General features: G+C 71.6%; 23 protein-coding genes and 1 pseudogene. 12 read left to right on the top strand and 12 right to left on the bottom strand.

The genetic code is table 11. The features are described from left to right. The first annotated feature begins 57 nt into the window (after nucleotides 1-57). Nucleotides 58-867 carry a phosphoadenosine phosphosulfate reductase family protein gene (locus TBR22_RS25870; protein ID WP_239490737.1) on the top strand — a complete coding sequence of 270 codons (810 nt, stop codon included), beginning with the start codon at nucleotides 58-60 and terminating at the stop codon, nucleotides 865-867. Nucleotides 868-1,004: 137 nt separating this feature from the next. Here the strand turns inward: TBR22_RS25870 and TBR22_RS25865 are convergent, their stop codons facing one another. From TBR22_RS25865 to TBR22_RS25855, 3 genes are all read right to left on the bottom strand, one after another. After that, complete coding sequence (locus TBR22_RS25865; protein WP_239490736.1) at nucleotides 1,005-1,913, bottom strand: hypothetical protein; 909 nt, start codon at nucleotides 1,911-1,913, stop codon at nucleotides 1,005-1,007. Nucleotides 1,914-1,958: 45 nt separating this feature from the next. Then, the gene (locus TBR22_RS25860) at nucleotides 1,959-3,344 is read right to left on the bottom strand and encodes a sodium:solute symporter family protein (protein WP_239490735.1); all 1,386 of its coding nucleotides are present in this window, start codon (nucleotides 3,342-3,344) and stop codon (nucleotides 1,959-1,961) included. Nucleotides 3,345-3,470: 126 nt separating this feature from the next. Continuing rightward, nucleotides 3,471-4,430, bottom strand: a complete 960-nt coding sequence (locus tag TBR22_RS25855) for a threonine/serine dehydratase (protein ID WP_239490734.1) — start codon at nucleotides 4,428-4,430, stop codon at nucleotides 3,471-3,473. 52 nt (nucleotides 4,431-4,482) lie between these two features. Here TBR22_RS25855 and TBR22_RS25850 point away from each other — a divergent pair, with 52 nt between their 5' ends. Together TBR22_RS25850 and TBR22_RS25845 are read left to right on the top strand one after the other, a co-directional pair. Next, on the top strand, nucleotides 4,483-4,755 hold the full coding sequence (locus TBR22_RS25850) for a type II toxin-antitoxin system Phd/YefM family antitoxin (RefSeq protein WP_239490733.1): 273 nt from the start codon (nucleotides 4,483-4,485) through the stop codon (nucleotides 4,753-4,755). 26 nt (nucleotides 4,756-4,781) lie between these two features. After that, the gene (locus TBR22_RS25845) at nucleotides 4,782-5,207 is read left to right on the top strand and encodes a type II toxin-antitoxin system VapC family toxin (protein ID WP_239490732.1); all 426 of its coding nucleotides are present in this window, start codon (nucleotides 4,782-4,784) and stop codon (nucleotides 5,205-5,207) included. A gap of 67 nt (nucleotides 5,208-5,274) precedes the next feature. Here TBR22_RS25845 and TBR22_RS25840 read toward each other — a convergent pair whose 3' ends face one another. Further along, a complete protein-coding gene (locus TBR22_RS25840; RefSeq protein ID WP_239490731.1) occupies nucleotides 5,275-7,446 on the bottom strand; it encodes a hypothetical protein in 2,172 nt (723 codons plus the stop codon). A gap of 163 nt (nucleotides 7,447-7,609) precedes the next feature. Here TBR22_RS25840 and TBR22_RS25835 point away from each other — a divergent pair, with 163 nt between their 5' ends. The 9 genes and pseudogenes from TBR22_RS25835 (at nucleotide 7,610) to TBR22_RS25800 (ending at nucleotide 17,388) form a co-directional block, all read left to right on the top strand. Next, nucleotides 7,610-8,521, top strand: coding sequence for a sulfurtransferase (locus tag TBR22_RS25835; RefSeq protein ID WP_239490730.1), 912 nt, complete (start codon nucleotides 7,610-7,612; stop codon nucleotides 8,519-8,521). After that, complete coding sequence (locus tag TBR22_RS25830; protein ID WP_239490729.1) at nucleotides 8,518-9,651, top strand: hypothetical protein; 1,134 nt, start codon at nucleotides 8,518-8,520, stop codon at nucleotides 9,649-9,651. Before TBR22_RS25835 ends, TBR22_RS25830 begins: the two co-directional genes overlap by 4 nt. Further along, complete coding sequence (locus tag TBR22_RS25825; protein ID WP_239490728.1) at nucleotides 9,648-11,318, top strand: ATP-binding protein; 1,671 nt, start codon at nucleotides 9,648-9,650, stop codon at nucleotides 11,316-11,318. The genes TBR22_RS25830 and TBR22_RS25825 overlap by 4 nt, the downstream gene beginning before the upstream one ends. Continuing rightward, entirely contained in the window at nucleotides 11,315-12,490 is a 1,176-nt protein-coding gene (locus TBR22_RS25820) for an exonuclease subunit SbcD (RefSeq protein ID WP_239490727.1), read from the top strand. The genes TBR22_RS25825 and TBR22_RS25820 overlap by 4 nt, the downstream gene beginning before the upstream one ends. Then, on the top strand, nucleotides 12,487-15,552 hold the full coding sequence (locus tag TBR22_RS25815; RefSeq protein ID WP_239490726.1) for an AAA family ATPase: 3,066 nt from the start codon (nucleotides 12,487-12,489) through the stop codon (nucleotides 15,550-15,552). Before TBR22_RS25820 ends, TBR22_RS25815 begins: the two co-directional genes overlap by 4 nt. A 95-nt stretch (nucleotides 15,553-15,647) precedes the next feature. After that, nucleotides 15,648-16,550 (top strand): sulfurtransferase, encoded by a 903-nt coding sequence (locus TBR22_RS25810; protein WP_239490725.1) that lies wholly within the window; start codon nucleotides 15,648-15,650, stop codon nucleotides 16,548-16,550. Between the two features lie 149 nt (nucleotides 16,551-16,699). Beyond that, nucleotides 16,700-16,816 (top strand): annotated as a pseudogene (locus tag TBR22_RS27010) (hypothetical protein); the annotation flags it as partial. A gap of 9 nt (nucleotides 16,817-16,825) precedes the next feature. Beyond that, entirely contained in the window at nucleotides 16,826-17,014 is a 189-nt protein-coding gene (locus tag TBR22_RS25805; RefSeq protein WP_239490724.1) for a hypothetical protein, read from the top strand. Next, a complete protein-coding gene (locus tag TBR22_RS25800; protein ID WP_239490723.1) occupies nucleotides 17,011-17,388 on the top strand; it encodes a PIN domain-containing protein in 378 nt (125 codons plus the stop codon). The genes TBR22_RS25805 and TBR22_RS25800 overlap by 4 nt, the downstream gene beginning before the upstream one ends. On the opposite strand, the gene TBR22_RS25795 is transcribed toward TBR22_RS25800, so the two are convergent. The 8 genes from TBR22_RS25795 to TBR22_RS25760 all read right to left on the bottom strand — a co-directional run bounded on the left by TBR22_RS25795 (nucleotide 17,385) and on the right by TBR22_RS25760 (nucleotide 26,237). Beyond that, entirely contained in the window at nucleotides 17,385-18,059 is a 675-nt protein-coding gene (locus TBR22_RS25795; RefSeq protein WP_239490722.1) for a vWA domain-containing protein, read from the bottom strand. The two genes, TBR22_RS25800 and TBR22_RS25795, sit on opposite strands and share 4 nt — an antisense overlap. A gap of 76 nt (nucleotides 18,060-18,135) precedes the next feature. Then, the gene (locus tag TBR22_RS25790; RefSeq protein ID WP_239490721.1) at nucleotides 18,136-18,561 is read right to left on the bottom strand and encodes a DUF3293 domain-containing protein; all 426 of its coding nucleotides are present in this window, start codon (nucleotides 18,559-18,561) and stop codon (nucleotides 18,136-18,138) included. After that, nucleotides 18,561-18,950 carry a hypothetical protein gene (locus TBR22_RS25785; protein WP_239490720.1) on the bottom strand — a complete coding sequence of 130 codons (390 nt, stop codon included), beginning with the start codon at nucleotides 18,948-18,950 and terminating at the stop codon, nucleotides 18,561-18,563. Before TBR22_RS25785 ends, TBR22_RS25790 begins: the two co-directional genes overlap by 1 nt. A 1-nt stretch (nucleotide 18,951) precedes the next feature. After that, a complete protein-coding gene (locus TBR22_RS25780) occupies nucleotides 18,952-21,417 on the bottom strand; it encodes an AAA family ATPase (RefSeq protein ID WP_239490719.1) in 2,466 nt (821 codons plus the stop codon). A 77-nt stretch (nucleotides 21,418-21,494) separates the two neighbouring features. Continuing rightward, on the bottom strand, nucleotides 21,495-23,192 hold the full coding sequence (locus TBR22_RS25775) for a S16 family serine protease (protein WP_239490718.1): 1,698 nt from the start codon (nucleotides 23,190-23,192) through the stop codon (nucleotides 21,495-21,497). Continuing rightward, nucleotides 23,192-24,298 carry a hypothetical protein gene (locus TBR22_RS25770; protein ID WP_239490717.1) on the bottom strand — a complete coding sequence of 369 codons (1,107 nt, stop codon included), beginning with the start codon at nucleotides 24,296-24,298 and terminating at the stop codon, nucleotides 23,192-23,194. Before TBR22_RS25770 ends, TBR22_RS25775 begins: the two co-directional genes overlap by 1 nt. Then, nucleotides 24,295-25,107 carry a hypothetical protein gene (locus TBR22_RS25765; protein ID WP_239490716.1) on the bottom strand — a complete coding sequence of 271 codons (813 nt, stop codon included), beginning with the start codon at nucleotides 25,105-25,107 and terminating at the stop codon, nucleotides 24,295-24,297. Before TBR22_RS25765 ends, TBR22_RS25770 begins: the two co-directional genes overlap by 4 nt. A 215-nt stretch (nucleotides 25,108-25,322) precedes the next feature. After that, entirely contained in the window at nucleotides 25,323-26,237 is a 915-nt protein-coding gene (locus tag TBR22_RS25760; RefSeq protein ID WP_239490715.1) for a dihydrodipicolinate synthase family protein, read from the bottom strand. Nucleotides 26,238-26,315 lie beyond the last annotated feature (78 nt).

The raw sequence follows: 26,315 nt of genomic DNA, 5'->3' as shown, positions 1-26,315 counted from the left end.
AAGGCTCAGGCACGGCAATAGTCGAGCACCAACGACCTTGCGCGCAACTCGACGACGATGGTAGACGACGTCGTCATGGGCAGCACCCCTCGCCACGTGCTCGGGCTCTCCGGCGGTAAGGACAGCGCGGCACTTGCCGTGTTCATGCGCGACCGCGTGCCGCAGATGGAGTACTTCTTATGCGACACCGGCGCGGAGCTCCCCGAGACCTACGAGTACCTGTTGAGGCTGGAAGCGTTTCTCGGTAAGCCTATCCAGAGGCTGAATTCCGGGCGGCCGTTCGAGCACTGGATGGAGGTGTACCGCGGCACGCTGCCGTCGCCCCAGATGCGCTGGTGCACCCGTCAGATGAAGCTGGCACCGCTCGAGGCCTGGCTGGGCGACGACGCGGCCGTGAGCTACGTCGGCCTGCGCGCCGACGAGCACCGCGAGGGCTACGTCTCCACCCGGCCGAACATCACCAGCGTGTTCCCCTTCCGCCAGCACGGCATCGACCTGCGCGACGTGCACCGCATCCTCGAGGACGCCGGCCTCGGACTGCCCGCCTACTACGAGTGGCGCTCCCGCTCCGGCTGCTACTTCTGCTTCTTCCAGCGCAAGGCCGAATGGGTGGGCCTGGCCGATCGGCACCCCGAGCTGTTCGCTCAGGCAGTCGCGCTGGAGCAGAAGGCCGGCTTCGAGGCCACGCGCATGCAGGGCCGCCAGTACACGTGGTCGCAGGGCGAGTCGCTCGAGGCACTGCTGGCACGGCGCGACGAGATCGTCGCCGCTGCCGGGCGCGACAGGACGCCCGCCTCCAATCGCCTCCTCGACGTGCTCGCGGGAGATGACGACGACGAGCAGGCGTGCCTGGTGTGCGACCTCTGACAGCGGGAATGACCGGGCGCTCTTGCCGCGGAGCGGAGATCGACGCATGAGTACGGCGAGGAGGGACCAACGGCGCGGTGGGACACCGCGCCCTACCTTCCTGACGTTCCAGCGCCGTAAGCCGCAGCCCGACCCCCTCAGAACGCCAGGTCGTGCCAGCGCAGGATGGACGCGGCGAAGAAGGCCGACACACCGAGCGCGAGCAGCGACAGCACGCCGTATGCGGTTGCGCCCTGGCCGAGCGCCGCGCGGACGGTCTCGGCATCCCCCTTCAGCACGCGCAGCGGACGCCCCTTCCGGTCGTCGTGGATCACCCCGCCGCGCTGCGCCGAGTAGCGACCGATCACCACCACCGGCTCGCCCGGCGAGAGCGTCCACTCGGTGAACTGCAACTCCTCGAGCGGCACGTGCGTCGTCTTTGCCTTGTCACGCCGCAACGGGCCGTCGAGCCCCGCGTCCCACTCGAAGCCCGGGACCACGATGCCGCCCTGCTGCGGCTCCGCCTGCACGCCGTGCATGAACCGCGAGAAGTGCCCGCGCGACTCGTCGGTGTTCGGCACGCCCGCCGACCAGAAGTCGAGCCACGGACGGCTCCGCAACTCCAGCGTGCCGCGCCGCGTCATCAGCGAACACGGCGCCGACCCCTCGCCCCACCAGTACGCGATCTCCACGCTGGTCTTGGTACCGGGCCCGCGCACCTCGCGTCGCCACGCCTTGTAGTTGTACGCGGCCACCGGCACGCCCGTGAACGGCGACACGAGCGGAGCCGCGCACTGCAGTGTGCCCCGTGCCACCACGAACTCGCCGTCCACAGGACGATCCACATCGTCGGCCCGCCCGACGGCGGCCCGCTCGCGCAGCCGCTTCACCGCCGCACGGCCGAACATCACCGCGAACCACAGCGCAATCGTGCCGCCGAGCAGCGCGCCCTCCTCCGGGATGGTCGAGTCCTCTGGGCCCTTCCAGAACCAGAGCGCTCCCAACGCAGTGAGGCACCCGGCGTAGATCCCGACCCACACGGCGAACGCGCGGACGATGTGATTCATGAGCGAGGCCACCACACAGGTAGGGCGCGGTCTCCGACCGCGCCGTTAGTGAGACACGTCGGCCAACGGCGCGGTGGCTCGCCCTACCTGTGAGGTGGCCAGGTAGCCGACGACCGACAACGCGAGCGCCGTCACGTATGGCGCCGGCCAGGCCAACAACGCCCCCGCACCCCACACCACGAAGCCCGTACACAACGCCACCCACGCACTGAGCGGACCGCCGATTGTCGTGAACAGCCCGAAGCACGCCACCACGAACACGCCGGCGCTGCCGAAGGCGGAGGCAATCTCCACGAGATCCTTGATGCTCTCGGTCCGCAGCGCCAGTCCCCACGCCATCACCCCCATCGTCAGCACCCCGAGCCGTGAGGCGCGCAGCCGCGCCCGCTCCGACAGGTCGGGCCACAACGGCAGCAGCACGTTGTGGGTCACCAGCGTCGAGCCGGCGAGCATGCAGGAGTCGACGGTGGAGAGAATCGCCGAGACCAGCGCCCCGGCGAACGCCACGTAGAACCAGGGCCCGAGGTGCAGGCTGGCCAGCGCCGGGATCAACTGCTCGCCGTCCTCGAGCCCGGGCACCAGGTACGGCCCGCACAGTCCGATCAGCGCCGGGATCGCCCCGACGGCGAGATACAACCCGCTGCCGGCCAGACAGGCCCGCCGCGCCGTGTCGGCCGACCTGCACCCGAGCACCCTCGACAGCAGTTCCACCGCCAGCATCGAACCGACCACCGGCACCGTCCACGCCTCGAGCATCTCGTACCAGGGCACGCTGCCGTCGCCGAGGATCGCCAGCCGCTCCGCAGGCACCTGCGCCCACGCCGCCTGCAGGTCCCCGGTGATCATCAGGTGCGCCAGCAGCACGATCAGGCCGACGATGACGGCGATGCCCTGCACCACGTCGGTCCAGGCGTCGGCGAGCAGGCCGCCGATCGTCGTGTAGAGCATCACGAACAGCGCCGCGGCGGTGATCGCCGCCTCGATCGACAGCCCCGACGCGTGCGAGAGCACGTTGCCGAAGGCCCGCACCTGCGCGCCGGCCCAGATGATCGACGTCGGCACGATGAGCAGGATCACGAACTTCTCCACGCCGGCGGAGTACCGGGCGCGGAACAGGTCGCCGAACGTCGTGAAGCCGGCGTTCCACAACGGCCGCGCGAAGATCAGGCCCACCAGCAGGATGCAGAGCACGTAGCCGAACGGATCGGCCGACGCGCCCGACAGGCCGTCGGTGTACATCGTTCCCGCGGCGCCCTGAATCGACTCGGCGCCGAACCATGTGGCGAAGATCGAGAACGAGGCCACGCCGAGCCCGAGCGTGCGGCCCGCGAGGATGTAGTCCACCTCGTTGTTCACGCGTCGCGACACCCACAGGCCGATGGCCATCTGGACGGCGAGGTAGGCGAGGATCCCGACGAGCAGCCAGTTCACGGGGGGATTCTAGCCAAGTCGAGACTGGGGGCGGGTTGCTGGAGACCAGGATCGGCCGACCTGAAGGTCGGCCGCCACGAACACAATCCTTTCGTGGGCGTCGACCTTCCAGGTCGACGCAGGCAATCACGGCAATCGCCGAAGCCACTCCGTCATCTGCTGTGGCGTGAGATTCCCGCCGCAGAGGATCGTGGCGACGCACCGGCCGCGGAACCGCGCCGGGTTCTCCACGATCGCCGCCAACCCCGCCGCCCCCGACGGCTCGATCACCAACCCGAGATGCTCGTGGGCGAGGCGCATCGCAGCGAGGATCGACGTGTCGGTCACGAGAATCGCGTCGTCCACCGTGCCCTGCATGTCGGCCACCGCCTCGGGCACAGGCACGCGGACGCCGATGCCGTCGGCGATCGTGTCGATCCGCTCGTACGTGACGATGCGGCCGGAGCGCCACGACTCGACCATCGCCGGCGCGCCCGCCGCCGCAACGCCGATCACCTGCGTGGCAAGAGCATGCGCCTTCGTCCATCGCCCGACCCCGGTGAGCAGCGCGCCGTTTCCGAGCGGTACGAGCAGGTCGTCGAACGGGTCAGGCCATCGCAACAGCTCGATGGCGATCGTGCCCGCGCCTTCCGCCGTCGCCGGCTCGAGTCCGTCTTCCAGCATCGGCAGGCCGTGCGCCGCGGCGTACCGCTTCGCCTCGACCTTGGCCTCGTCGAAGTCCTCGCCGTGCAGGCGCACGTCGGCACCGAACGCCCGCATCCGATCGACCTTCAGCGGGTTGGCGTTGACGCTCGCGAAGATGATCGCCGAGGCCCCACGGCTGCGGCAGGCATACGCGACCGCCTGGCCGAAGTTGCCGGCGCTGGCCGTGATCACCGTGTCGCCGGCGCGCAGCGTGCTGCCGTACAGCGACGCGCCCCGACCCTTGAACGAGCGGATCGGGTTGAGCGTCTCCACCTTCACGACCAACCGGCACCCGAACACCGCCTCGAGCGACTCGGCCCGGAACTGCGGCGAGTCCAGGAAGACCGGATCGATGACCGACGAGGCCGCGGCGATGCGTTCGAGGCTGAGGCGATGCGTCATGGCAGGTGACTACAAGACGATGCTAGTGTAGTCACATCGGAGGGGAAGGGACATGACCAAGGTCGGTGTTCGCGACCTGAAGGCGCGACTGAGTCATCACCTGAAGCGCGTGCAGGCAGGGGAGACGCTCGTGGTCACCGACCGCGGGCGTGAGATCGCCACCCTGTCGCCAGCGAAGCCGGCGCCGGACCACGAATGGGCATGGCGCATGGTGCGGGAGGGACGCGCGCGGTGGAACGGCGGCAAGCCCGTCGTCAAGGCGCCACGCGCTCGCCTGCGCGGTGGTCCTCCGTTGTCGCAGACGGTGCTCGAGGATCGACGGTGATTGTGTACCTCGACACGAGCAGCCTGGTGAAGCTGTTCCTCGACGAGGCAGGTAGTCTCGCGGTAGTCGAGCAGGTGGACGACGCGGACGTGGTGATCACGCTGTCGCTGGCCTACACGGAGGCACGCGCGGCCCTGGCACGGCGGCGCCGCGATCTTGCGCCTCGCCAACACGCCGAGGCGAAGCGTGCCTTCCTGGGCTTGTGGCCGGCCCTTCTGGTGTACGACGTGGACGACGGCCTCTGTCGCCGGGCCGGAGAGCTGGCGGAGCAGTATCGTCTGCGTGCCTACGACAGCCTGCATCTGGCCGCGTATGAGGCCGTCGCCCGCGATGCCGCGCCGGAGCCCGTGATGTTCTCGAGCGCCGACGCTGCGCTCAATCGCGCCGCAGCCGCCGTGGCGCGCCGCCTGACCAGATATGGCGCACGTGGCCCGTCGCTGCCGACCGCCTGACACTCCCGACTCCCCTCGTGCCCGCATGCTCTCTGAGCCTTGAGCCCTGAGCCGTGAGCCCTGGGTCTCAGCGCGCGACCTCAATCCTCAACTCGCGCGAGGTCTCGTTGCCCGCGAAGTCGCTGACGATGACGCGCAGGACGTACGGCCCCGGCACGAGCGTCCTCGTGTCCCACAGGCCGTCCTCCACCCGGCCGTCCCGGAACGTCGTCGTCGCCACGTAGAGGAACTGCGTGCGGCTCGCGCCATACACGGGGATGCCGCTGCCACGCGCGTACACCAGGCGCGGTGCCTCCCGGTCGCCGCGCAGGCGATCGAACCGGATGGCCTCGCGCGGGTGCTCGAACCCGGCGACAGGTCCGCCGGTGGCGTCGATCACCTGCCACGCCACTGCATGCAACCCGAGCCGCCGGTACGACACGTTGCCGTCGGCCTGATCCCACCCGTCGACGACGATCCGCACCGGTCCGTTCACGACGACGGGCTCGATCGGCGGCAGGCGCGTCGGGCGACGGGCGCGCCCGCGTCCGCGCATCGGCCCGGGACGGTCCGGGTTGAGCGCCGTCCACGCGTCGTCAAAGAGACGGATGCCGTGGGGCTCGATTGTCGGCGGGATGCCGTCGCGGAACTGCACGAGCCGGAAGCGCAGCGGGTTGTGCTCCTCGCCCGGCCAGCCGACGTTGAGGTGCACGTGGTTGAACGCGTTGATCGTGCCGACCACGTCGCCGGTACGGAAGCGTGCCCCGCGGCGCACCCGGATGCGCACCATGGCGCCGGTTGCGTCGCGCGCCGGCGCGAACCTGCCGGGATCGAGCAACTCGTCGGACGGCGTACGTCCGGCACGGATGTGGATGTAGGCGACGTCGCCGATGCGCACGCCCTCGTTGATCGTGTCGAAGCCGAACGTGGAGAGCGGGCTGGTGACGACGCCGTCGCGGACGGCGCGGACCATCGTGCCCTGCACCTCGCGCACGTCGAGCCCGGCATGGAAGCGCTCCGCGCCTGCGCCGCCGCGGGCCTCGCCGAACGTGCCGGCGACCTCGTGCGGACCCTCGAGCGGCGCGATGGGCCACAGCAGCGGCGTGCGCGCGAATGCCTCCGCGTCGAACCCCGGAGCCGCGGCTGGCCGTGGCGGCACCGGAAGCGCCGGCACGGGCCAGGGCATCGTCCAGCCGGCGGCGGTGCTCGTCGCCGGACGGATGGCGCGCACCATCGCGTTACCGGCATCGGCCACCAGCAGCGACGCGTGCGATCGATGCCCCGCCCCAGCGGTCACGAGGGCGATGCCCGACGGGCGCCGGAAGCGCGCGTCGGCGCCTTCGCCATCCTGGAACCCCGGGTCCTCGCCGGCGATCAGGCGCGCGTCGCCGGCGGGCGATACCGCGACGACGATGCCGCGCTCGTCGGCGACGAACACCTCGCCATCGGCACCGACCGCCAGCGCCATGGGACGTTCCAGCTCCACGCCGGCCGTCGGGATCGTCGTCACCGTGCCATCGGACGCGATGGCGCGCAGCAGGCCGTTGCCGGTATCGGCCACGAGGATGCGGCCGTCTTGCGCGATCGCGACACCGCACGGCGTGTCGAAGCGCGCCTGTGGACCCGGCCCGTCCGTCGTGCCCACGTCGTCGCCGCCGGCGATGGTGCGCACCGTGCCATCGCGGTCGATGGCGCGGATCCTGTCGTTGTAGGTGTCGGCGACGATGATCCCACCGGTGGGGTCCACGGCGACGCCGACGGGGCCACTGAAGCGCGCCTGCGCGGCGGGGCCGTCCTCGTATCCGGGCGTGCCGTCGCCTGCCACCCTCGTCACCGCGCCGTCCATCGTCACGCGCTTGATGGTGTGGGTGCCGGTGTCGGCGACGACGAGCGAGCCGTCGGGCGCGACGGCGATACCCGACATGTGAGGCGTGGCCGCCGGGGGCGGTGTAGTCGCCGGGCGAGGTGTAGCCGCCGGGCGAGGTGTAGCCGCCGGGCTTGCCCGGCGGTCAGCGTCACTGCCGGCAAGCGTCGTCACGCGGCCATCGACGCCGATTCGCCTGACGCGCGCGCCGTCGGTCACGGCCACCGAGCCGTCGGCGAGCGCGGCCACGCCGAACGGGTCGGTGAAGCCGTCGGCGAGCACCGAGGTGACGCCTGACCATGGCCCGAGCGCCGGCGGTTCGCGCCTCCACAGCCACGCCGCGGCGGCTGCGGCGAGCAGCGCGAGCACGAGCAGGACGACCAGCCACCGACGCACGTGGCGATCGTACCTGCCACCGAGGTCGGGCGCGGTCTGACCGCCGGCCAAGGCCGGCGGCTACATCCGCCAAGGCCGGCGGCTACATCCGAGCCGTCGGGTCACTGACCGCCCGGTGCCTGGTGCCCCGTTCCCGAACCGCAACCTATGTCATCGTTGAGGGATGACCCGCAGCCTGATCCCGAGCCTCGTCGTCTCCCTCGTTGCCTTCGTGGGAGCTGCGGCCTCGCCCGCCTCGGCACAGCCGGGCGGCGCGCCCTCGCTCGTCACGGTGGCGCAGCTCGAGCCGATGCTCGCCGACCCCGCAACGGTGGTGTTCCACATCGGCGAGAAGGCCGAGTACGACGCGGGGCACCTGCAGGGCGCCCGGCATCTCGAGACACGGGCCATCGCCGCTGCGCCGCGCGAGGGCGGCCTCACGCTCCAGCTGCCGGAGCCGGCCGACCTCGAGGCCAGGCTCGAGGCGCTCGGCATCTCCGACGGCTCGCGCATCGTGCTGTACATGGGCAAGGACTGGGTGAGCCCGCTGACCCGCGTCGTCTTCACGCTGGATTACGCTGGCCTGGGCGGCCGCACCGTGGTGCTCGACGGCGGCCTGCCGGCGTGGAAGGCGGCCGGCAAGCCGGTGACGACCGACGTGCCTGCGGCGCCCGCGCCCGGCACGCTCACGCTCCGGCCGCGCCCGGAGGCGGTCGCCGACCTCGCCTGGGTGCGCTCGCACGCCGGCGCCAGCGGCAGCCTGGTGATCGACGCGCGCCTGCCGCAGTTCTACACGGGCGAGAGCGACAACAACGGGCGCATTCCGCGGCCTGGACACGTGACCGGCGCCGTGAGCGCGCCATTCAGCACCTTCGTGCGCGAGGACGGCACGTTCAAGCCCCGCGCCGAGCTCGAGGCGATGCTGAAGGCGGCAGGCGCCGCGCCCGGCACCTCGATCGCCACCTACTGTCACATCGGGCAGCAGGCCACCGTTCCCTACTTCGTGGCCCGGATGCTCGGCTACGACGTGAAGCTGTTCGACGGGTCCTACGAGGAGTGGGCGCGGACGCCCGACGCGCCGGTCAGCAAGCCGTGACGTTCGGCGGGTTCACCGTGCGCCTCGACGGCTGGGACGTCGACTACGGCGCGGAGATGCAGGCCGACTTCTCGGTCACTGCGGGTGCCGACGATGGGGTGGACCTGGGGGTGGAGTACCCGGCCGGCGTATGGGCGCCTGTCGACCCGCTACGCGAGCCTGACGAGCGGACCATCGCCTTCATCGACGGCGTCCGCCGTCTCGAGGCGCGGCTGATCGTGCAATCGCGCGGCGTCTCCTGTTACGGGGCCTTCGGCAGCTACGGGGTCGGCTGCGTGGTCGCGACGCCGGGGCGGGAAGCCCAGTTCGCCGACGCGCGGTTCGGCCGGCACCTGATTTACGGCAGCGGCGAACTGCCGGACTGGCCCGTCCGCATCGGCCCGGAGCTCGAGTACCAGCCGCTCAGCACGCCAGACCCCGAACCCGACGGACCGCTCGAGGCCCTGCATGCGGCGATGCGCCGCGCCGAAGCGGCGATGACGCAATCGCCCTTCATCCCGGCGGGCGGCCCGCGCACCGGGCCGCTCGGCCTGCCGACGCGCGAGATCGATCGTCCGCCGCTCATCGTCTGCGATGGCCCGCTGCAGGATCTCGGGCCGGCCGCCGGCATCGACCGACGTCGCGCGCAGCAGGGTCCACCGGCGGGCGCCGGTGAGCGGCGGTCGTTGCGCGGGGACCGTCGCGGCGGCGCCCTGGGTGGCGCCGACCGTCGACGCATGCCCGACATCGTCGGGCTGATCAAGCGCGTCTACAAGCTGTACGTGCCCGAATCGCACCGGCCGGTGCTCGCGCGGCTTGGTGCCGGCCAACGCACGCCGGTGTTCCTGATCGGCCAGGAGGCACGAGCGCGGTACTCGTGGTTCCTGCGCCTGGCGGCGCCGGGGCCGGCAGAGTCAGACATGTCCGGACTGGTGCGTCTGGAGGTCAGCGCGCGATCCGGCCTCGAGGTCGCGCGTCGGCTTGCCGACGAGGCCGCGACGCGCCTGCCGGCCTTCGCCCCGTCGTCGGCGCGCGATCCCCGCGCGCCGCAGAACCTGATGCCCTTCGGCGCGCTCGAAGATCACTTGCGCCACCAGATGGGCGATGCGCGGCTGATTCGCCGCAAGATCGTGGACCTGATCGCCGGATGACCACCCCGACCGCCCTCGTGCTCGGTTCGCTCGACGCGACGCCCCTCGACTTCTGGATCGGGGTCGCGGAGGGCGCGTCGGTGCAGCTCGACGACCCGATCCTCGTCGAGGCCCGGCAGCCAGACGGCACGGTCGTCCGCTTCTTCGGCCTCGTGGACATCGTCCGCAAGCGCTACGAGGGCGGCCAGTTCGACAGCGATGCCTTCCGCGTCGCGAAGGGCATCCTGCCGGCCGACGTCTCGTACGCCGCGCACGTCCAGGTGACGCGCATCGACCCCGAGGTCTACGTGCCGCCGCATCCGGGCACGCCGGCGCGGGTCGTCGTCGGCGAGGAGTTCCGGCAGGCGCTGTTCGCCGATCGCATGGAGCAGCCGCTGCCCATCGGCGTGTCGCGCAGCGGCGAGCCGGTGTACGCCAACCTCGAGTTCCTCGACGGCACGCGCGGCGCGCATGCCTCGATCAGCGGGGTGTCTGGCGTCGCCACCAAGACGTCCTACGCGACGTTCCTGCTGTACTCGCTGTTCCACTCCGGTGTGCTCGGCGCCGAGGCCATCAACACGCGGGCGCTGATCTTCAACGTCAAGGGCGAGGACCTGCTCTGGCTCGACACGCCCAACGCCCGGCTGACCGACGAGGCCAGGCAGGTCTACGCGCGGCTCGGCCTGCCGGTCGGGCCGTTCACGAGCGTCGGCCTGTACGCCCCCGCGAACCGGGCGATTGGCGCCCTCGTGCCGAGCACCGGCAGCCGCCAGGAGGGCGTGTCCCCGTACGTGTGGACGATGCGCGAGTTCGCGAAGCAGCGGCTGCTGCCGTTCGTGTTCGCGGACGGCGACGACGCGAAGGCGCAGTTCCCGATCGTGGTGATGCGGGTGGAGAAGGCGCTCGAGCAGGCGGCCCGCGAGGGCGATCCCACCAGCGCGAGCATCAGGGTGAACGGCGCGCCCGTCCTGTCGTTCGACGACCTCGTCGATCTGCTCGACACGACCGCGCTCGACGCGATGATGGGCAGCACGCCGGTCGCCCAGGGCACGCTCGACGCCTTCCGCCGGCGCCTGCACCGCGCCGCCCAGCACATGGGCCACCTGGTGCGCGGCGACTCCGACGCGCGCAACCGCGAGGTGCAGCTCCGCAACCACCGCGTCACCGTCGTCGACATCCACCAGCTGCACTCGATTGCGCAGATGTTCGTCGTCGGCGTGCTGCTCAAGCGGATGCTCGAGGAGAAGGAGCAGCAGGGCACCGCCCGGCCGCTGGTGTTCGTGGTGCTCGACGAGCTGAACAAGTACGCGCCGCGCGAGGGCTGGAGCCCGATCCGCGACGTGCTGCTCGACATCGCGGAGCGGGGGCGATCGCTCGGCGTGTCGCTGCTCGGCGCGCAGCAGACGGCGAGCGAGGTGGAGCGGCGCATCGTCTCCAACGCCTCGCTGCGCGTCGTGGGGCGCCTCGACGCGGCCGAGGCGCAGCGCGCCGAGTACGGATTCCTCTCGACCGTCGGACGGCAACGTGCGTCGATGCTGCAGCCTGGCACGATGATCGTCGCGCAGCCGGAAGTGCCGATGCCCGTGCTCGTGCGGTTCCCGTTCCCCGCCTGGGCGACGCGTGCCAGCGAGGTGCCCGCGGCGAGGGTCGAGGACGACAACGCGCTGTTTGCCCGGATCACGCCGTGAGAATCCTCCACACGTCCGACTGGCACGCCGGCAAGGCGTGGAAGGGACAGTCGCGCCTCGACGAGCTCGCCGCGGTGCTCGACGACCTGGCCGACGTCGTCGAGCGCGAGCGCATCGACCTCGTGCTGATGACCGGCGACGTGTTCGACACGCCGTCGCCGCCGGCCGAGGCCGAGCGCATCGTGTTCGGCTTCTTCCGGCGCATCGGCCGGCTCGACGTGCCGTCGGTGCTGATTGCCGGCAACCACGACAGCCCGGCGCGCGTGGAAGCGTGGGCGCAGCTGGCCGAGCTCGCGCGGGTGACTGCGCGCGGCGTCGTGCGTCACCGTGACCAGGGCGGCCGGGTGGCCATCGAGACGGCCTCGGGCGAGGCCGCGCTGGTGGCGATGATCCCGTTCGTGTCGGCGGCGCAGGTGCTGTCGGCCGAGGAACTGGGCGCGGCGCCCGACGCGGCGATGTCCACGTATGCCGCTCGCATGCAGCAGTACGTCTCGCACATGTGCGCGGGATTCGGCGGCACCACGGTCAACCTGCTGCTGGCCCACACGCACCTGGATGGCGCGGTGGTCGGCAAGAGCGAGCGCCGGATGCACGTCGGCGACGACTGGGCGGCGCAGCCGCAGGTGTTGCCGTCGACGGCGCACTACGTGGCGCTCGGGCACATCCACCGGCACCAGTGCATCGAGGCCGCCCCGGCGCCCACCTGGTACGCCGGCGCGCCGATGCAGCTCGATTTCGGGGAGGAGGGCGAGGCCAAGGCCTACAACGTCATCGACGCCCGTCCCGGCCAGCCGGCGCGGGTCGAGGCGCGACCGTACGTGGGCGCCCGCCCGCTGCGGACGATCGTCATCCCGGGCACGGTGCCGGTCGTCGCCGACGTCGATCTCACGGGGCAGCCGCACCTGCGCGTCGTCGTGGATGCGGCGCTCGGCCCCGTCGATCCCGACATCAACAGGCGTGTCCGCGACGCATTCCCTGGCGTGGTGAGCGTCGAGCTGCGGCGGGCCGAGCCGGGCCAGGACGCACCGGTGGCGCCCAGACCGGGCACGGTGTCGCCGCGCGAGCTGTATCAGGCCTACGTCCAGCAGTCGGGCGGCACTTCCACGGAGGCGACGCTCGCGGCCTTCGACGCGCTGTACGCCGCGGCGCTGCGCGAGGAGGAGCCGGCATGAAGCCGCTCAGCCTCGAGGTCAACGGGTTCACCTGCTTCCGCGACCCGCAGGAGAAACTCGACCTCTCCGGATTGTCGCTGTTCGCGATCACCGGCCCGACCGGCGCGGGCAAGAGCTCCGTGCTCGACGCGATCACGTTCGCGCTCTACGGCGAGGTGCCGCGCGTCGGCCGGGCGCAGATGAAGGAGCTCATCTCGCACGGCCGCGACCGCATGACGGTGACGCTGCGGTTCGCCGTCGGCGCGCGCACGTTCGTCGTGTCGCGGACGGTGCGCCGAACCAACACGGCGGGCACGTGCCAGCTCGACGAGATCGTCGACGGACGCGCGACGCCCGTGGCGGCCAACTCCACGGCGGTCAAGGACGCGGTGCAGCGGATCGTCGGCCTCGACTACGACGCGTTCACGCACGCGGTCATCCTCCCGCAAGGCGAGTTCGCGCGTTTCCTCAAGGGCGCGCCGGCACAGCGCCGGCAGATCCTGCAGGACTTGCTGCGTCTGGGGGTGTACGGCCGGATGCGGCAACTGGCGCGTGAGCGTTGCGCGCAGGCCCAGGCGGAGCTCGACGCCGCCCAGCGGCAGCTGGACGCCTGCGCCGACGCGACGCCGGAGGCGATTGCCGCTTCGGAGCTCGAGTTGGCGGCCGCGCAGGCGCGGCAGCCGCAGCTGGTCGAGGCCAGGGCCCTCGCGCAGGCGGCTCGCGTGCTGGCCGAGGCGCGCGCGGCGCTCGCCGGGGATCTGGCGGTCCGTCGTGCCGAGCGCGATGCGCTGCGGGAGTCGGAGCCGCAGCAAGTGGCGCGGCTCGAGCGCATCGCGCGATCGCGGCGGGCGCAGGCGATCGAGGCCGAACTGGCCCAGCACGCGCGCGACGAGGCGGTGCATCGCGAGCGGACCGAGGCACGGGAGAAGGCCGCCGGACGACTGGCCGCGGCGCAACAGGCGGCGACGCGGGCCCGTGCGCGGCTGGCCGAGGCGGAGCGGGCCGTGGCGGCCCTGGCGCCGGCGCGCGAGAAGGCCGAGAAGCTGCAGGCCCTCGAGGGCCGGTTGCAGCACGCAGAGGCGCTGGCCGCAGAGTGCGAGACGCTCACCCGGGAACGCGTGGCCCGCGCGGCCGAGCTCGAGGACCGGCTCCGCGAGCAGGTCGAACGGTCGACGGCTCTCGAGCAGGTGACCGCTGACGTGGCGCGGCTCGATCGACAACTGTCAGCGGTCACGTTCGATCCCGCGGAGCTGGCCGCATGCGAGCAGTGGCGCGACGTCGCGCGCGAACTGCGGTCGGCGCGCCAGCAGGGCCCCGATGCGGAGGCCCAGGCGTCGCGTGCCCGCGCCGACCTGGCAGAGGACGAGCGCATCGCGGCCGCCGAGGCGACGGCGCTCGAGGAGGCACGCGCCGCGCTCACGCGGGCCGAGGCGCGGCGGGCCGAGGTGGCGCGCCAGCTCACGGCCGCGCAGGACGCCCATCGCGCGATGACGCTGCGCTCGCACCTGCACGCCGGCGACGCGTGTCCCGTGTGCACGCAGCTGGTCGCCGAGGTGCCGCCGGTGGAGCACGCCCCCGAGTTCACGGCGCTGCTCGACGCCCAGAACGAGGCGGCCGATGCCTGCGTCACCCTCGGTCAGCGCGTGGAGAAGCAGCGCGAGCGCCAGGTGAAGGCGGCCGCGGCCGTCGAAGGCGCGCGGGCCCGTCTTGCGGCTGCCGAGCAACAGCAGCGCGCGCTGCGGGAGCGCGTCGCCAGCACCATCGCGACGTTGGCCAGTCGCCTCGCGCCGTACCTGCCGGCGTCCAGGGCAGCGATGCCGGAGCACTGGCTGCTGGAGCGCCTCGACGACCTGCAGGCGCTGCGTGCCGAGCGCGAGGGCCGCGAGCGGCAGCGACAGATCCTCGAGACGTCGCGACTAGCCGCCGAGCATCGCGTCGCGCTGACGGCGCAGGCCATCGCCTCGACCCAGCAGGCGCTCGCTGCGCTCTCGACGCAGCTGGGACAGAAGCAGGCGAGGCTCGACGAGCAGCGGGCCGAGATCCGGCAGGCTACCGACGCCGCCGACCCGCGCGCGGAGCTGGCCGACCTGCGCGCCCGCATCCTCGACGTCGAGGGCGCGCACGACGCGGCGCGCGTCGCGGCGTCGCGCGAGGAGACGACACTGGCCGGCGCGACCGAGGCCGACGCGGCCGCGGCGCGGGCCCTGGAACAGGCCGCCCTGGCCCTCCAGGCGGTGACGGCGCGGATCACCGGCACCCTGGCTGCCTCGGGCTTCGCGTCGATTGCCGAGGCCGCGTCGGCCCTGTTGACGCCTGCCGACCTGGGCGAGCTCGAGGACCAGGCCGCCGCGCACGCGCGGCGCGTCGCGGCCGTCGACGCGCAGCTGGCCGAGATCGAAGCGCGGCTGGGCTCCGAGCCCGTGCGCGACGACGATGTGGCGCGTTGCCTGGAGGCCGAGCGCGAGGCCGACGAGGCGGTGCAGGGGCACGTCAGGCACGTGGCGATGCTGGAGGTGCGGCTGCAGGGCCTGCGGGCCCGCGCGCTCGAGGCCGTCGCCGCGCAGTCGCAGGTCGCCGCAGCGCGCCAGGGCGTGGACACCTACACGCGGCTCTCCAGCGACCTCAAGGCCGACGCCTTCCAGGCCTGGCTGCTGCGCGAGTACTTCGAGCGCCTCGTCCTGGGCGCCTCGACGCGGCTGATGGAGCTCTCGGGCCGCTACACGTTGCAGTGGATCGACGACGAGTTCGTGGTGGTCGATCACGACAACGCGCAGGAGCGGCGGGCCGCCGACACGTTGAGCGGCGGCGAGACCTTCCTGGCCTCGCTCGCCCTCGCCCTGGAGCTCAGCGAGCAGGTGCAGCGCGCCGCCGGCGCGGTGCGGCTCGACAGCCTGTTCATCGACGAGGGGTTCGGCACGCTCGACGCGGCTGCCCAGGACGTGGTGGCCTCGGCCATCGAGTCGCTGCAGGTCAGCGGCCGCATGGTCGGCATCATCACGCACGTGCGCGAACTCACCGATCGCATGCCGACCTGCGTGGTGATCGAGAAGCGCCCCGACGGCTCCCGCTGGTCAATCAGGTAGGGCGCGATGTCCCCATCGCGCCGTTCGTCGGTGATCCGACCAACGGCGGCATGGGGACATGCCGCCCTACCTGGTGGATTTGCTACGCTTCCGGCATGGCTCGTCGCATCATCCCCGCCCTCGCGATCTCGCTGCTCTCCGCCGCCGCGGCCTTCGCCCAGGCGCCGGCCGGCACGCCCACGTTCGTCTCCGCGTCGGCCCTCGCCGCGGACCTGCGCAACCCGAAGCTGGTGCTGCTCCACGTCGGCGACAAGGACGCCTACGCCAGGGAGCACATCCCGGGCGCGCACTTCGTCGACCTCTCGATGATCACCACGGCGAACCCGCCGCGGCAGAACGAGCTGCCTGCCCCTGCCGACCTCGAGGCGAAGCTCGAGGCCCTCGGGATCAGCGACGACTCGCGGGTGGTCGTGTACTTCGGCAACGGCGAGTTCCCGCTGGCGACGCGCGTCGCCTTCACCCTCGATTACGCCGGCCTCGGGGCGCGCACGGCGATCCTCGACGGCGGCCTCTCGGCGTGGGTGGCGGCCGGCAACGGGATCAGCTCGGAGCCCGTGCCCGCGCCCAGGCCCGGATCGCTCACGGTGAAGGTCCGCGAGGGCGCGACGATCGACCTCGCGGCGGTGCGTGCCGGGCTCGACGCCCCAGCCCCGCACGTGCTCGATGCGCGCCCGGTCGAGTCGTACACCGGGGCCGACGACCGCGGCGGCGCCATCAAGCGGCCCGGCCACATCCCCGGCGCGGTGAACCTGCCGTACAGCACGTTCTTCAAGGCCGACAAGACGCTCAAGTCCACCGACGACCTGAAGAAGATGTTCAGCGACGCCGGCTTCACGCCGGGGACCCCGCTGGTCAGCTACTGCACCTCTGGGGTGCAGGCCACCGTCCCCGTCATCGTCGGCCGCATGCTCGGCTACGACGTGAAGCTGTTCGACGGCTCGTACCAGGAGTGGAGCGCGTCGGACGCGCCGGTGGTGAAGGCCGCGACTCCGCGGTAGGGACCAGGTAGCGACAAGCGCGCGGTGTCCTCGCCGCGCCGAGCGCAGTTTCTTCAACAGGGTCGGCGGAAACGCCGGCCCTGTCGGCTTTTCCGGGCCTCGACGCCTGGCACGAGGGCTACCACTGCGAAGCGCCGGAGGCGTGGCAGATGGCCCTTGCGCTCGAGAACAGTTACGACCATACTCTGGGTATGGCAATAACATCGGTTCGAACGACGTACTCACTCGACGAGGACACGATTGGGCGGATCGAGCAACTGGCCAGGAGGTGGAACGTGTCGAAATCGGAAGTGCTGCGACGTGCCGTGCGCATGGCCGACGAGCAGTCGGCCGCCTCGGATCGCCTGGCGGCGCTGAAGGAACTGCAGGCGTCGATGCAGATGACCCCGGAGAAGGAGGCCGCCTGGGTGGCCGAGATCCGAGCCGAGCGCGACGCGCACGTGATGGCCTGGGAGAAGCCGTGACGACCGCCGTTCACATCGACACGAGCTTCCTGCTGCGCGCGGCCCGACCGGAGACCGAGGCCGCGTCACGGATGACGCGATGGCTCAATGAGGGACGGGCCATTCACATGAGCGCCATGGCGTGGGCGGAGTTCCTGTGCGGCCCGGTCACCGACCAGCAGCGGGCGCTTGCCGCCCGATTGCTCAGCGCCCCCGTTCCCATCCACGCGCGTCATGCCGAACTCGCCGCGCGCTTGTTCAATGCCTCTGGACGTCGCCGCGGCTCACTCCCGGACTGCCTGATTGCGGCCGCGGCCATCGACGCGGAAGCGCCGCTGGCCACGACCGATGCCGGGTTCGCCCGCTTCGTCGCAGACGGCTTGCGCCTCGCCTAGTTGGTCTTGCGCTTCTTGCGGCTCAGCTGCGAGCGCTCGCTCGAGGCGAAGTCCATCGAGGCCAGGTGGCCCATCGACCGCTTGAGCGCGATCTTGCTGTGCATCACGCTCATCGCGGCGTGCACGCCGCCGGCGTCGGCGTCGAAGTCCACGGCGCGGGCCGCCGCGAAGCCCATCTGGCCGCCCTCCTCAATCGCGTCCTGATTGGCGCCCAGGAACACGAACTCCCACGTCGGCCTGGCCGACGGATCCACCTGCGCGAGCTTCTCGCGCGAGCGGATCATCGAGAAGATCTGCCGCCTCGTGAACTCGTGGCTCGAGTTCTCCTGGCCGTCGGTCGCCACGGCGAACACGATCTGGTCCGGCCGCTCCTCGGTGCGCATGCGGTCCATGCGGGCGTTGATCTCGTTGATGGTGCGGCCGATGGCGTCGAGCAGCGCCGTCATCCCCCGGGGCACGTAGGTCTGCCGGGTCAGCGGCGGGACCTCGCCGATGGGCACGCGGAAGTGCACCACCTCGTACTCGTCATCGAACTGCACCAGCGTGAAGTGCGCCTCGCCCTCGAGCGCCTTCTGCTTGGCGACGAACTCGTTGAGCCCGCCGACGATGTCGTCGGCGATGTCCGCCATCGAGCCCGACCGATCCAGCACCACCGTGATGTCCGTCTTCATGCGCGTCCCCTCCATGGAAGGGAAACGCCCGCGGCCGGACCGGTCTGACGCGGCGATCTGCGATGCCGTGATGCCCCTACGCCTGGAGGGGACCGGTGACCAGCAGCCGTGGCGTGGCGTCCGAGCTCGCGTAGAGGATGGCCACCTGGCCATAGCGCGCCGCCAACGCGCGCGCCTCCGGCTCGCGCAGGCCGAGCACGAGCAGCGACGGCTCGCCCGGCCACGACCCCGACGGGTCGACGCCCTCGCCACGCAGCCAGTGCAGGCCGAGCGCCTCGACGTCCGCGGTCAGGCTCGCCTGCGCGGCCTCGTTGATGGCGCGATCGGTCGGCACGCTGCCCGGGTTCCAGGCCGTGATGTAGGCCGACCGGTCCACGCCGAAGGAGGCGTGCACCGCGCGCAGGGGCCATGACAGCGCGTCGATGCGCAGCGTGAACGTGTAGCCGCGATCGGCAACCCGGTACTCGGCGCGCCGGTAGGCCTCGAGGAGATGCCGATCCATCAGCGTTGCGGCAGGCGCATGGCGTGGGCGACCAGCGCCTCATGGAACCGTTCGACGGCGGCCACCCAGTGCACCACCTCCTCCCGCGTGGGCTGAAGTTCGTACGGGTGGTAGTGGCATGCCCGCGACAGCAGATCGTAGGCAATCCTCGCGTCGGCGATCACGCGTGCCTCGAGTTCGACGTCGTGAAGGCACAGGAACTGCGCCCGCATCGACGCCGCTTCCATGCCTGGGTCGTGTGCCTCCCAGAACTGTCCCACCGACAGCTCGAGGGCCTGCCTGGCCAGCAACGCCGCGCCCCGACACCACCAGAACGAGGTGGCCCAGTCGGTGCTCGTGATCAGCTCGGTCGCGTCCTGCAGGACGTCGCGCGGGGAAGCGTCGCCCACCTCACGCAGCCTTCACGTGGTCGCGCAGGTACAGCGCGAGCTTCTCGGCGTCCTTCACGAGCGCCAGCGGGTCGCCGTCGAACCTCCCATGCGCGCCTTCGTTGCAGTCGTCGAGGACGTCGCGCGCCCAGGCGCCGAGCGCGTTGGTGAGCCGGGGGCCCACCTTCGCTTCGTCGATCCTGTCGAACAAGGCGACCGACACGAGCTCCTTCAGGCGGTCGATCTCCTTGAGGAAGTCCTCCACGTCGGCGTGCGCCTCACCCCGACCGATGCGGCGTGCGCGAATGGCCTGCATGCACCCGGCCTCGATGGCGGAGCGACAGAAGCCGGCCACGAGTCGCTGCCGGCGACTCAACGGGACTTCCGGCGTCTTGGCCACCGCGCGCGCATCCTCGATGAGCAGCTCGATGGGGCCAGACGTCCGTCGGAGCTCCACGACCGAGTTGGCGCGTCGGCTCACGTCCACGAAGCGGGCCTCGATCCCCAACCGGCGGATGGCTTCGGGCAGGCGATCGTCGTGCGACAGCACGATCACCTGCCTCTCCTGGGCCGCACCTGCCAGGAGTCGCGCCAAGCCGTCCACCTTCGACGGGTCGAGCGCCTGTACCGGGTCGTCGACCACGATGAACCCGAAGGGGCTCTCGGCCAGGGCCGCGCGGGGCAGGAAGAGGCTGAGGGCCATGCTGTTGATCTCGCCCTGGCTCATCACCCCGAGCGCGTTGGACGGGTGCCCGTCTATATCGACGTCGAGCGACACCGAACGCGTTGGACCCGCGCCTGACGGCGTGATGTCGCGCAGGTTGACGCTGCTCTGCAGTCGCACCAGTTCCCAGTTCTTCACGGCCTGTGCCTGAATCGGCTCGAACCGCTCGTCGCGCAACTCGTCGACCGCCGTTCGCAGCCAGTCGGCGGCCTCGTCGAGTTGCGGAATCACGACCGCGAGCCGTTGCGCGCGACGGGCGTCCGGAAGCCACGCCTGCACCTGCAGTGCGAGTGGCCGCCACACGTCCTGCCGGCGCTCGTGCAGCGCCCGCGCCGCCTCCCGTACGCGCTCGACCGCATCCGCCAGTGCCGGCCCGCGGGCCTCGAGGTGCGAGGCGAGCGTCTCGCACGTGATGTCAGCGGGCACGGCCGCCCAGGCGGCCCATGCAGCCGCCACGGCACTGGCGTCGATGCCATCGACCGGTGATGCCGCCGCCCGCGTCACGGCTCCGGGCATCGGCGTGATCAATTGCCGCGCCTCGGCCAGCCGCTGTCTTACCGCACCGCGTGCCAGTTCGGCTGCCTCCGCCTCGACCTTCAGTCGGTCGATCTCGGCTCGCGTCTCGACGCGCCATGCGTCCGTGATTACCCCTGGCGACTTGCACACCGGGCACGTGCCGTCGGCCGAAGCCGCCACGACCTCCAGGCTCTGCTCGAGCAGGCGGGCGACTCGCCGCGCCTGACCCGCCTTGTCCGCCGCCGCGAAGCGATCGCGCTCATCGGCCTCACGCAGGGCGTGCACGGCCCTGGACACGATGTCCAGGTCGAGAGCCGGCAGCGAGGCCAACTCCCTGAGTTGCTGGACGTCGTCGTCCGTGTCGGCCGCGAGATCGACCAGCGCCGTGATCGCGTCGAGGTCGACGCTGTCGGCGTCGAGCAGCGCCGCGAGTCGGCGCAGGCGTTCATCCTCATGCTGCGAGGCCACGGTTCGCGCCGTCGCCAGCAACAGCTTTGCGGTGTCGCGCGCCTGCGTGATGAGCGTCTTGCGCTGGTTGCGCGCCGCGACGATGCGCTTGCGCGCGTTCTCGATGTCGGAGAGGCCGAGGCCCGCGAGGAGCGCGTCGTGCAGCTGCGAGGGCGACTCGGTGATGAGCGTGCCGAGCTCGCTGTACGCCAGGAACGGCCGGTAGTCCGCCGCGGCCCTGCGCCATCCTGTCTCCGCGATCGGCACCGTGCCGTCGGGGGCCTTCACCACCGTCTGCTCGCCCGTCGTGTCCTCGAGGTCCTCCTGCGCATTCCATTTGCGCTGCAACACCACCGACCCCGCGTGCTCGATGTTGAACTCGAGGGCGATCCAGGGTGCATGGGTGGCGTCGAGGTTGCGCCAACTGTTACGCCACCGCTTCTGCATCGAGGCCACTCGCACGCACTTCCCGGTCAGAATGACCTCGATCGCTTCCGCGAAGCTGCTCTTGCCCGAGCCGTTGCGGCCCGTGATCACCGTGAGGCCATTGGCCGGATGCAGGTCAAGCGTGCGCTCCGGCCCGATGCCCCGGAAGCCACGCACCTTCACACTCCGGATGTACGCGCGACGCAGCGGCGCGCCGGCATCGGCAGTGATCACTTCCGACCGCCGTGGCCCGACACCGTCGTCGATGAAGGTGGCGAGAGCCTGGTCGCCCTCGCAGGACGCGAGGACGTAGTAGGTGAACGGCTCGCTCTGGAGTCCCTGGGTGACGATGCGCTTGAGGAGGATGTCTGTCACGAGTAGCCCGGTGTGAGACGTGTGCCGTCTCCTCGAGTACAACGATCGACGACGCTCGGGCGAACGCGAGGGGCGCGTCAGTAGGGGTAAAGCCTCGCGATGTCGGACGATGACGCGCCGGCGCGTCGAAGGTGTCCGACCGGGCCCGGATCGTACCGCGCGAGGACCCGCATCGCCGACTCGACCGCAGCCGGATCGCCAGCCCGCACCGCCTCGTCGAGCCGGGCGAGCACCAACTGGCGCCCTGCCACTGGATCGCCCTCGGCCGTCGCCCGCTCCAGCGCCGCGCGACCGCCGCCTGCCCAGCGCAGCGCCGACCAGCGCAACGTGTCGGGCAGCGTCGGGTCGGTGCCGAGCGCCAGGGCCCGTCGGCGCGCCTGCGCATCGGTCGGGTCGACAAGCAGCGCGCCCTTGACCAGCGCGAGGTCGACGTACCGTGGACCCAGGCCGCGGTAGCCGCCGCTGCTCCGGGCACGGTCGTGCGCCCGCTCCGCTCGCGCCAGCGCCTCCACGTCGCCGAGCACGCCGGCGAGCCGCGCCCACTCCGCCAACGGATACGCGACATCCTGGTCGGCGTAGATGGCCGCGAAGGCGAGCGCGACCTGCTCCTGCAGGCGGCGTGCCTCATCGGGACGCCCCGTGACCGCGAGCAGGCGCGCCACGGCGCCGCGCAGCCGGAGCTCGGCAGGCGACGACTCGGCGATCGGGTGATCGAGCAGCGACGCGGCGATCGGCTCGATGGCCGCGACGACCGGCGTGCCGGCATCGGCGCACTGCTGCACGAGGTGGGCGACGACCTGCACACGGATCGGCCGCGGCTGCCCGTCGAGCCACCCGGGTGGCGGCAGGTCGGCGCGTCCGCCGTTGTCGACGTGCCGCGCCGCCACGGCCTCGGCGAACTCGAGCCGGTAGCGCGCGTCGGCGCCGAGATCCTTCCACCGGTCGAGCGCGAGGCGCGCGCCCCGTCGGACCGGACGCCAGTCCACCAAGCCCTCGCTCCCCATCAGGGCCAGCCGGAAGAAGCTGCCCGTGAGCTCCTCGCGCCGTTCCACCTGGTCGCCCGCCTCGACGAGCCGCGCCGCGAGGCGCCGCCCGAACACCGCATCGATCGCCGCCGCGGCGTGCGACACGCCGATCACCTCGACGTGCGGCGCGGCATGGCGTTGCGCCTCGGCCTGCTGCGCGGCCGCGACCAGCACGCGCCGCACCGAGGGCGCCATGCGCCCCACCGCGCGCAGCTTCTGTGCCAGGCCGCCCACCGGCCCCACCCGGCCGGTCGCGTCGAGCGTCGCAGTGGCGATCACGTCGCCGGGCACCGCGCAGTCGAGAATGCGAGAGGCGAGCGCGAGGCCGAAGGCCAGGCCGAACGACGGCCCATCGATGGGCTGCCTGACGTCGGGGACGACGGCGACCCCCGAGGCCGACGCGAGATAGGTGACGCGCGGCAACTGGGCGGTGCCCTCGTGCACGCTGCGCCAGAGCACCGGCACGGCGCGAGGGAGCGACACGCCGGCGTCGTGCCATGCGCCACGGGTCTCGGGGCCGAGCGTCGCCCCGCCGTCGCCGCGTGGGGCGTGTCGACGCGGGCCGCACGCGATGCACCAGAGCGCCGTCGTCTCGTCCTGCACGGTGAGGCCAGCGACCGTGCCGGGTGGCGGCACGGGAGGCGGGCCGTGCCGATCGCGCCAGCGCTCGGCGCGCTGGCCCTCCCGCGGCCAGCACCAGGGCCCGGCCGACCACGCCGCGTCGGCGACGTGTGGACGCAGTGGCGGCATCAGAAGTAGTGCGCCTCGAAGTCCGTGCTGCCCCACCAGGCCGACGGGTCGCCGAGCGCCACGCGGCGCAGCCGCTCGTCGTCGCTGGTCAGCGAGGCCTCGAGGTTGATCCGGATGGCGCGACCGGTGCGGTCGGTGGCCTCGAGCACGGCGTCGAGCGCCTCGCCCGTGCCGGCTTCCTTCAGCAGCAGTCGCACGCTCTCGATGTCGTCACGTCGATGGCAGAGCCGCGCCCACGCTTCGGAGGCCTCGGTCATGTCGGCCGACAACGTGTCGAACAGGTCGGTGAGGTCGTCGCCGAGCGCCTCGGCGCGCCGTACGGCCTGCTGCTCGAGCGCCGCCTTCTCGGTGGGCGGCAGCGCACGCGCCCAGCGCCTGGGCGCCAGTTCCACCTCGCTCACGAGGTCCTGCAGGCGTCCGCTGGCGATCAGCGCCGCGACGTCGCGTTCCTCGGGCTCGCAGAGGCGGGCCAGCTGACCGGCAAGCGAGGTGCGTGTCCATGCGTCGGCGTGGGTGCCGCGCGAGAGCCTGTCCTGCATCCAACGGTCGGTCGTCATCATGGTCCACTCCTCGACCGGCGGGGCCGCCCAGGGGTACACGGGCCGCAGCAGCAGGGCGCGGGATTCGCGCCAGCCGACCACCAGCGGCATGCCGGTGGCCGACTCGATCAGGAAGCGCCCGTCCTGCTGCAGCGTCACGCGGGCGATGCCCGCCGCGTCCGCGACCTGGGCCTCCACGGTACCCAGGCCCGGTCGCACCTGAAACGCCGCGCCCTCGCGGGATATGACGCGGAGGTCGCGCCCCGACGGGTCCACCTCGAGGCGCAGGCCGAGGTCGTCCATCACCGAGCTGTGCGCGGGCAGGAGGGACTCGGGATTCGGGCTCGCCACGAACATGGCGTGCTCCGACGAGGCTGGCCGACCGAGCGACGAGAAGGACGCCCAGGCGACGGCCTCGTCGTCGTGTTCCACCCGGGCTGGCCATTCGCGTCCCAGCGCGCCATGCCCCGGTCGGGCCTGGAATGGCACGCGCTCGACGTCGCCGAGCATCTCCGGCGTGATGCCGATCTCTCGGAGCTGGTGCTCCAGCAACAGTTCCGGGTTCATGACACCTGCTCCTCGAGCGCGGCCTCGCCGCGGTCGACGCGCGGCGCGAACACCTCGTTGGCGACGCGGCGCACCTCGTCGGTCAGCTCGGACGGCAACCCGGCGCGGGTCAGCCACGCGGTCAGCCGCGGCACGTCGTCGGGCCTGTTGCGCGGCACCTCGAGGAGGTACGCGCGGGCCCGCTTGTGGCGCTGGTAGACGCGGTTGCGGACCGTCGTGTAGGTCTCGGGCGTGCCGCCTTCGCGGGCGACGATCTGGTCGACGCTGAGGGTGCCGTCGAAGATGGCGCGCAGGTCGGCCATGTTGGCGAGGAAGCCCGTCGGGTTCTGCAGGCTCCTCGAGATGGCCGGGATGGCGAGGTCGAACAGCTGGCGCGTCGCCTCGGCCTCGAGCCGCGCCCGCTCGTCCTGCTGCAGGTTGTCGTCGGGCGTCTCGGGATCGACGAAGTCCTCGTCCTCGGGCGCGCGCGCCTTCCGGCTGTCGCGATCCCGCGGATCCGGGCACCGATTGGCCTGCCGGGCGTCGCGGCGATGCGCGTCCTTCTCCTGATTCCTCAGGCCGCGCACGAGGTACGCCCGCGCGCCCTCGTCGTCGGCGGTATAGCGCCGCGGACCGGGCCGGTTCTTCATGAGGCGGTACAGGAGGTTGCTCACGAGCTCGTCGCGGTGGGCGGGCTCGACCACGCGCCGCGCGAGGCGGGACAGCTCCTCGAACACCATCACGATGGCGCGTTCACGGCGCTGGTTCTCTTCAGGGGACAGGGTGCGGTCAGGAGGGGCCATCTCGACAAGCGCTTGCGACAGCGTCATTTCCAGGGTTTGTCTCTCCGCGTCGTGGGCCCCCTGGAGCAAGGAACTCAGGGCCGGTCAGATGGGAGACGCCTCGGGTGGGCACGGTCTGACACCCGCCCTCGGCGCAGGGAATGCTCGAAGGCTCAAGGCCTCGGGCTCATGGCTCAGAAACCATCACCTCTCTGACCGGCATGCTTTCTGAGCCCTGAGCCCGATGCCGTAAGCCGTACCGCCTACCCCTGCGCCTGCAGCAGTGCCTGCGCTGCCGCGTCGATCGCGGCGTGATGTTCCGTCCCGACGGTGGTCAGCATCGGCAGGAGAGGCCCGGTCGGCGCGATGCCGGCGCCCTCGACGGCGCGGTGCAGCACGCGGATCGGGTTGATGCCGTTGCGCAGGTCCTCGAGCGGCTTGAAGATTGCGCGGATCCGCTCGGCCTCGGCCCAGTCCTGGCGCTTGACGGCCGCCAGCATCTGCTGCGACAGCGCCGGCGCCACGCACACGCAGCCACTGGTGAACCCACCCAGCCCGAAATCGCGCACGTGCACGATCGCCGGCTGCTCGCCGATGCCGCTGATGATCTTGCGCGTGTCGACCATCGACACCAGCTTGCGCAGGTACGGGTCGGTGCCCGTGTCGGGACGCACGACGGCGTACTTGATGGCCGCGACCAGGCCTTCCTTGTCGAGCGCGGCGATCTCCTCCGGCTCGATGTAGCCATCGTCCTTCACGTACACGATCACGGGCAGGCCGGCGGCCTGGGAGAACTCGCGGATCGCGTCGGCGACGCCCGCGCTCGTCGTGATGCCACGCTGCGGCAGCACCATCACCACCGGGAACGCGTGCCGGCGCAGCGTCCTGGCCTGCTCGATCAGCAGCGGGTAGGTCGGCCCCGCCGACGGCACCACCAGCGTGTCGTCCCCCGCGAGCCGCGCCAGCATCGACAGCGCCGCGTCGTACTCGGCCAGGGGCAGGTGGTAGAAGTTCGCGTTGCCGCCATACAGCAGCAACCGCACCCCGCCGGCCTCGAGGTGGCCGATGATGCGCGCGTTGGCGTCCTCGGCAAGCGAGCGATCGGCCGCCCGCGCCAGCGGCGGCACGGCCATCACGGAACGATCGAAGTGGTCGGGAGTCAGGGGCGTGGTCAGCATGGGAGGCTCGCGAAATTGGAGCATTTCAGGAATTTCAGGAATTTCAGAAGTTCCTTACCACCAGCAGTCGTCGAAGTG

This window comes from Luteitalea sp. TBR-22 (assembly GCF_016865485.1).
Lineage (GTDB): Bacteria > Acidobacteriota > Vicinamibacteria > Vicinamibacterales > Vicinamibacteraceae > Luteitalea.
The sequence above is the reverse complement of the archived record's forward strand: the minus strand, read 5'-3'. Positions and strand labels throughout refer to the sequence as shown.

What these genes read in the sequence shown, in the direction of transcription:
- TBR22_RS25870 (WP_239490737.1), top strand. Translation starts at nt 58, where the DNA reads ATGGTAGACGACGTCGTCATGGGCAGCACCCCTCGCCACGTGCTCGGG.
- TBR22_RS25865 (WP_239490736.1), bottom strand. Translation starts at nt 1,913, where the DNA reads ATGAATCACATCGTCCGCGCGTTCGCCGTGTGGGTCGGGATCTACGCC.
- TBR22_RS25855 (WP_239490734.1), bottom strand. Translation starts at nt 4,430, where the DNA reads ATGACGCATCGCCTCAGCCTCGAACGCATCGCCGCGGCCTCGTCGGTC.
- TBR22_RS25850 (WP_239490733.1), top strand. Translation starts at nt 4,483, where the DNA reads ATGACCAAGGTCGGTGTTCGCGACCTGAAGGCGCGACTGAGTCATCAC.
- TBR22_RS25835 (WP_239490730.1), top strand. Translation starts at nt 7,610, where the DNA reads ATGACCCGCAGCCTGATCCCGAGCCTCGTCGTCTCCCTCGTTGCCTTC.
- TBR22_RS25825 (WP_239490728.1), top strand. Translation starts at nt 9,648, where the DNA reads ATGACCACCCCGACCGCCCTCGTGCTCGGTTCGCTCGACGCGACGCCC.
- TBR22_RS25815 (WP_239490726.1), top strand. Translation starts at nt 12,487, where the DNA reads ATGAAGCCGCTCAGCCTCGAGGTCAACGGGTTCACCTGCTTCCGCGAC.
- TBR22_RS25810 (WP_239490725.1), top strand. Translation starts at nt 15,648, where the DNA reads ATGGCTCGTCGCATCATCCCCGCCCTCGCGATCTCGCTGCTCTCCGCC.
- TBR22_RS25795 (WP_239490722.1), bottom strand. Translation starts at nt 18,059, where the DNA reads ATGAAGACGGACATCACGGTGGTGCTGGATCGGTCGGGCTCGATGGCG.
- TBR22_RS25790 (WP_239490721.1), bottom strand. Translation starts at nt 18,561, where the DNA reads ATGGATCGGCATCTCCTCGAGGCCTACCGGCGCGCCGAGTACCGGGTT.
- TBR22_RS25775 (WP_239490718.1), bottom strand. Translation starts at nt 23,192, where the DNA reads ATGCCGCCACTGCGTCCACACGTCGCCGACGCGGCGTGGTCGGCCGGG.
- TBR22_RS25770 (WP_239490717.1), bottom strand. Translation starts at nt 24,298, where the DNA reads ATGAACCCGGAACTGTTGCTGGAGCACCAGCTCCGAGAGATCGGCATC.
- TBR22_RS25765 (WP_239490716.1), bottom strand. Translation starts at nt 25,107, where the DNA reads ATGACGCTGTCGCAAGCGCTTGTCGAGATGGCCCCTCCTGACCGCACC.
- TBR22_RS25760 (WP_239490715.1), bottom strand. Translation starts at nt 26,237, where the DNA reads ATGCTGACCACGCCCCTGACTCCCGACCACTTCGATCGTTCCGTGATG.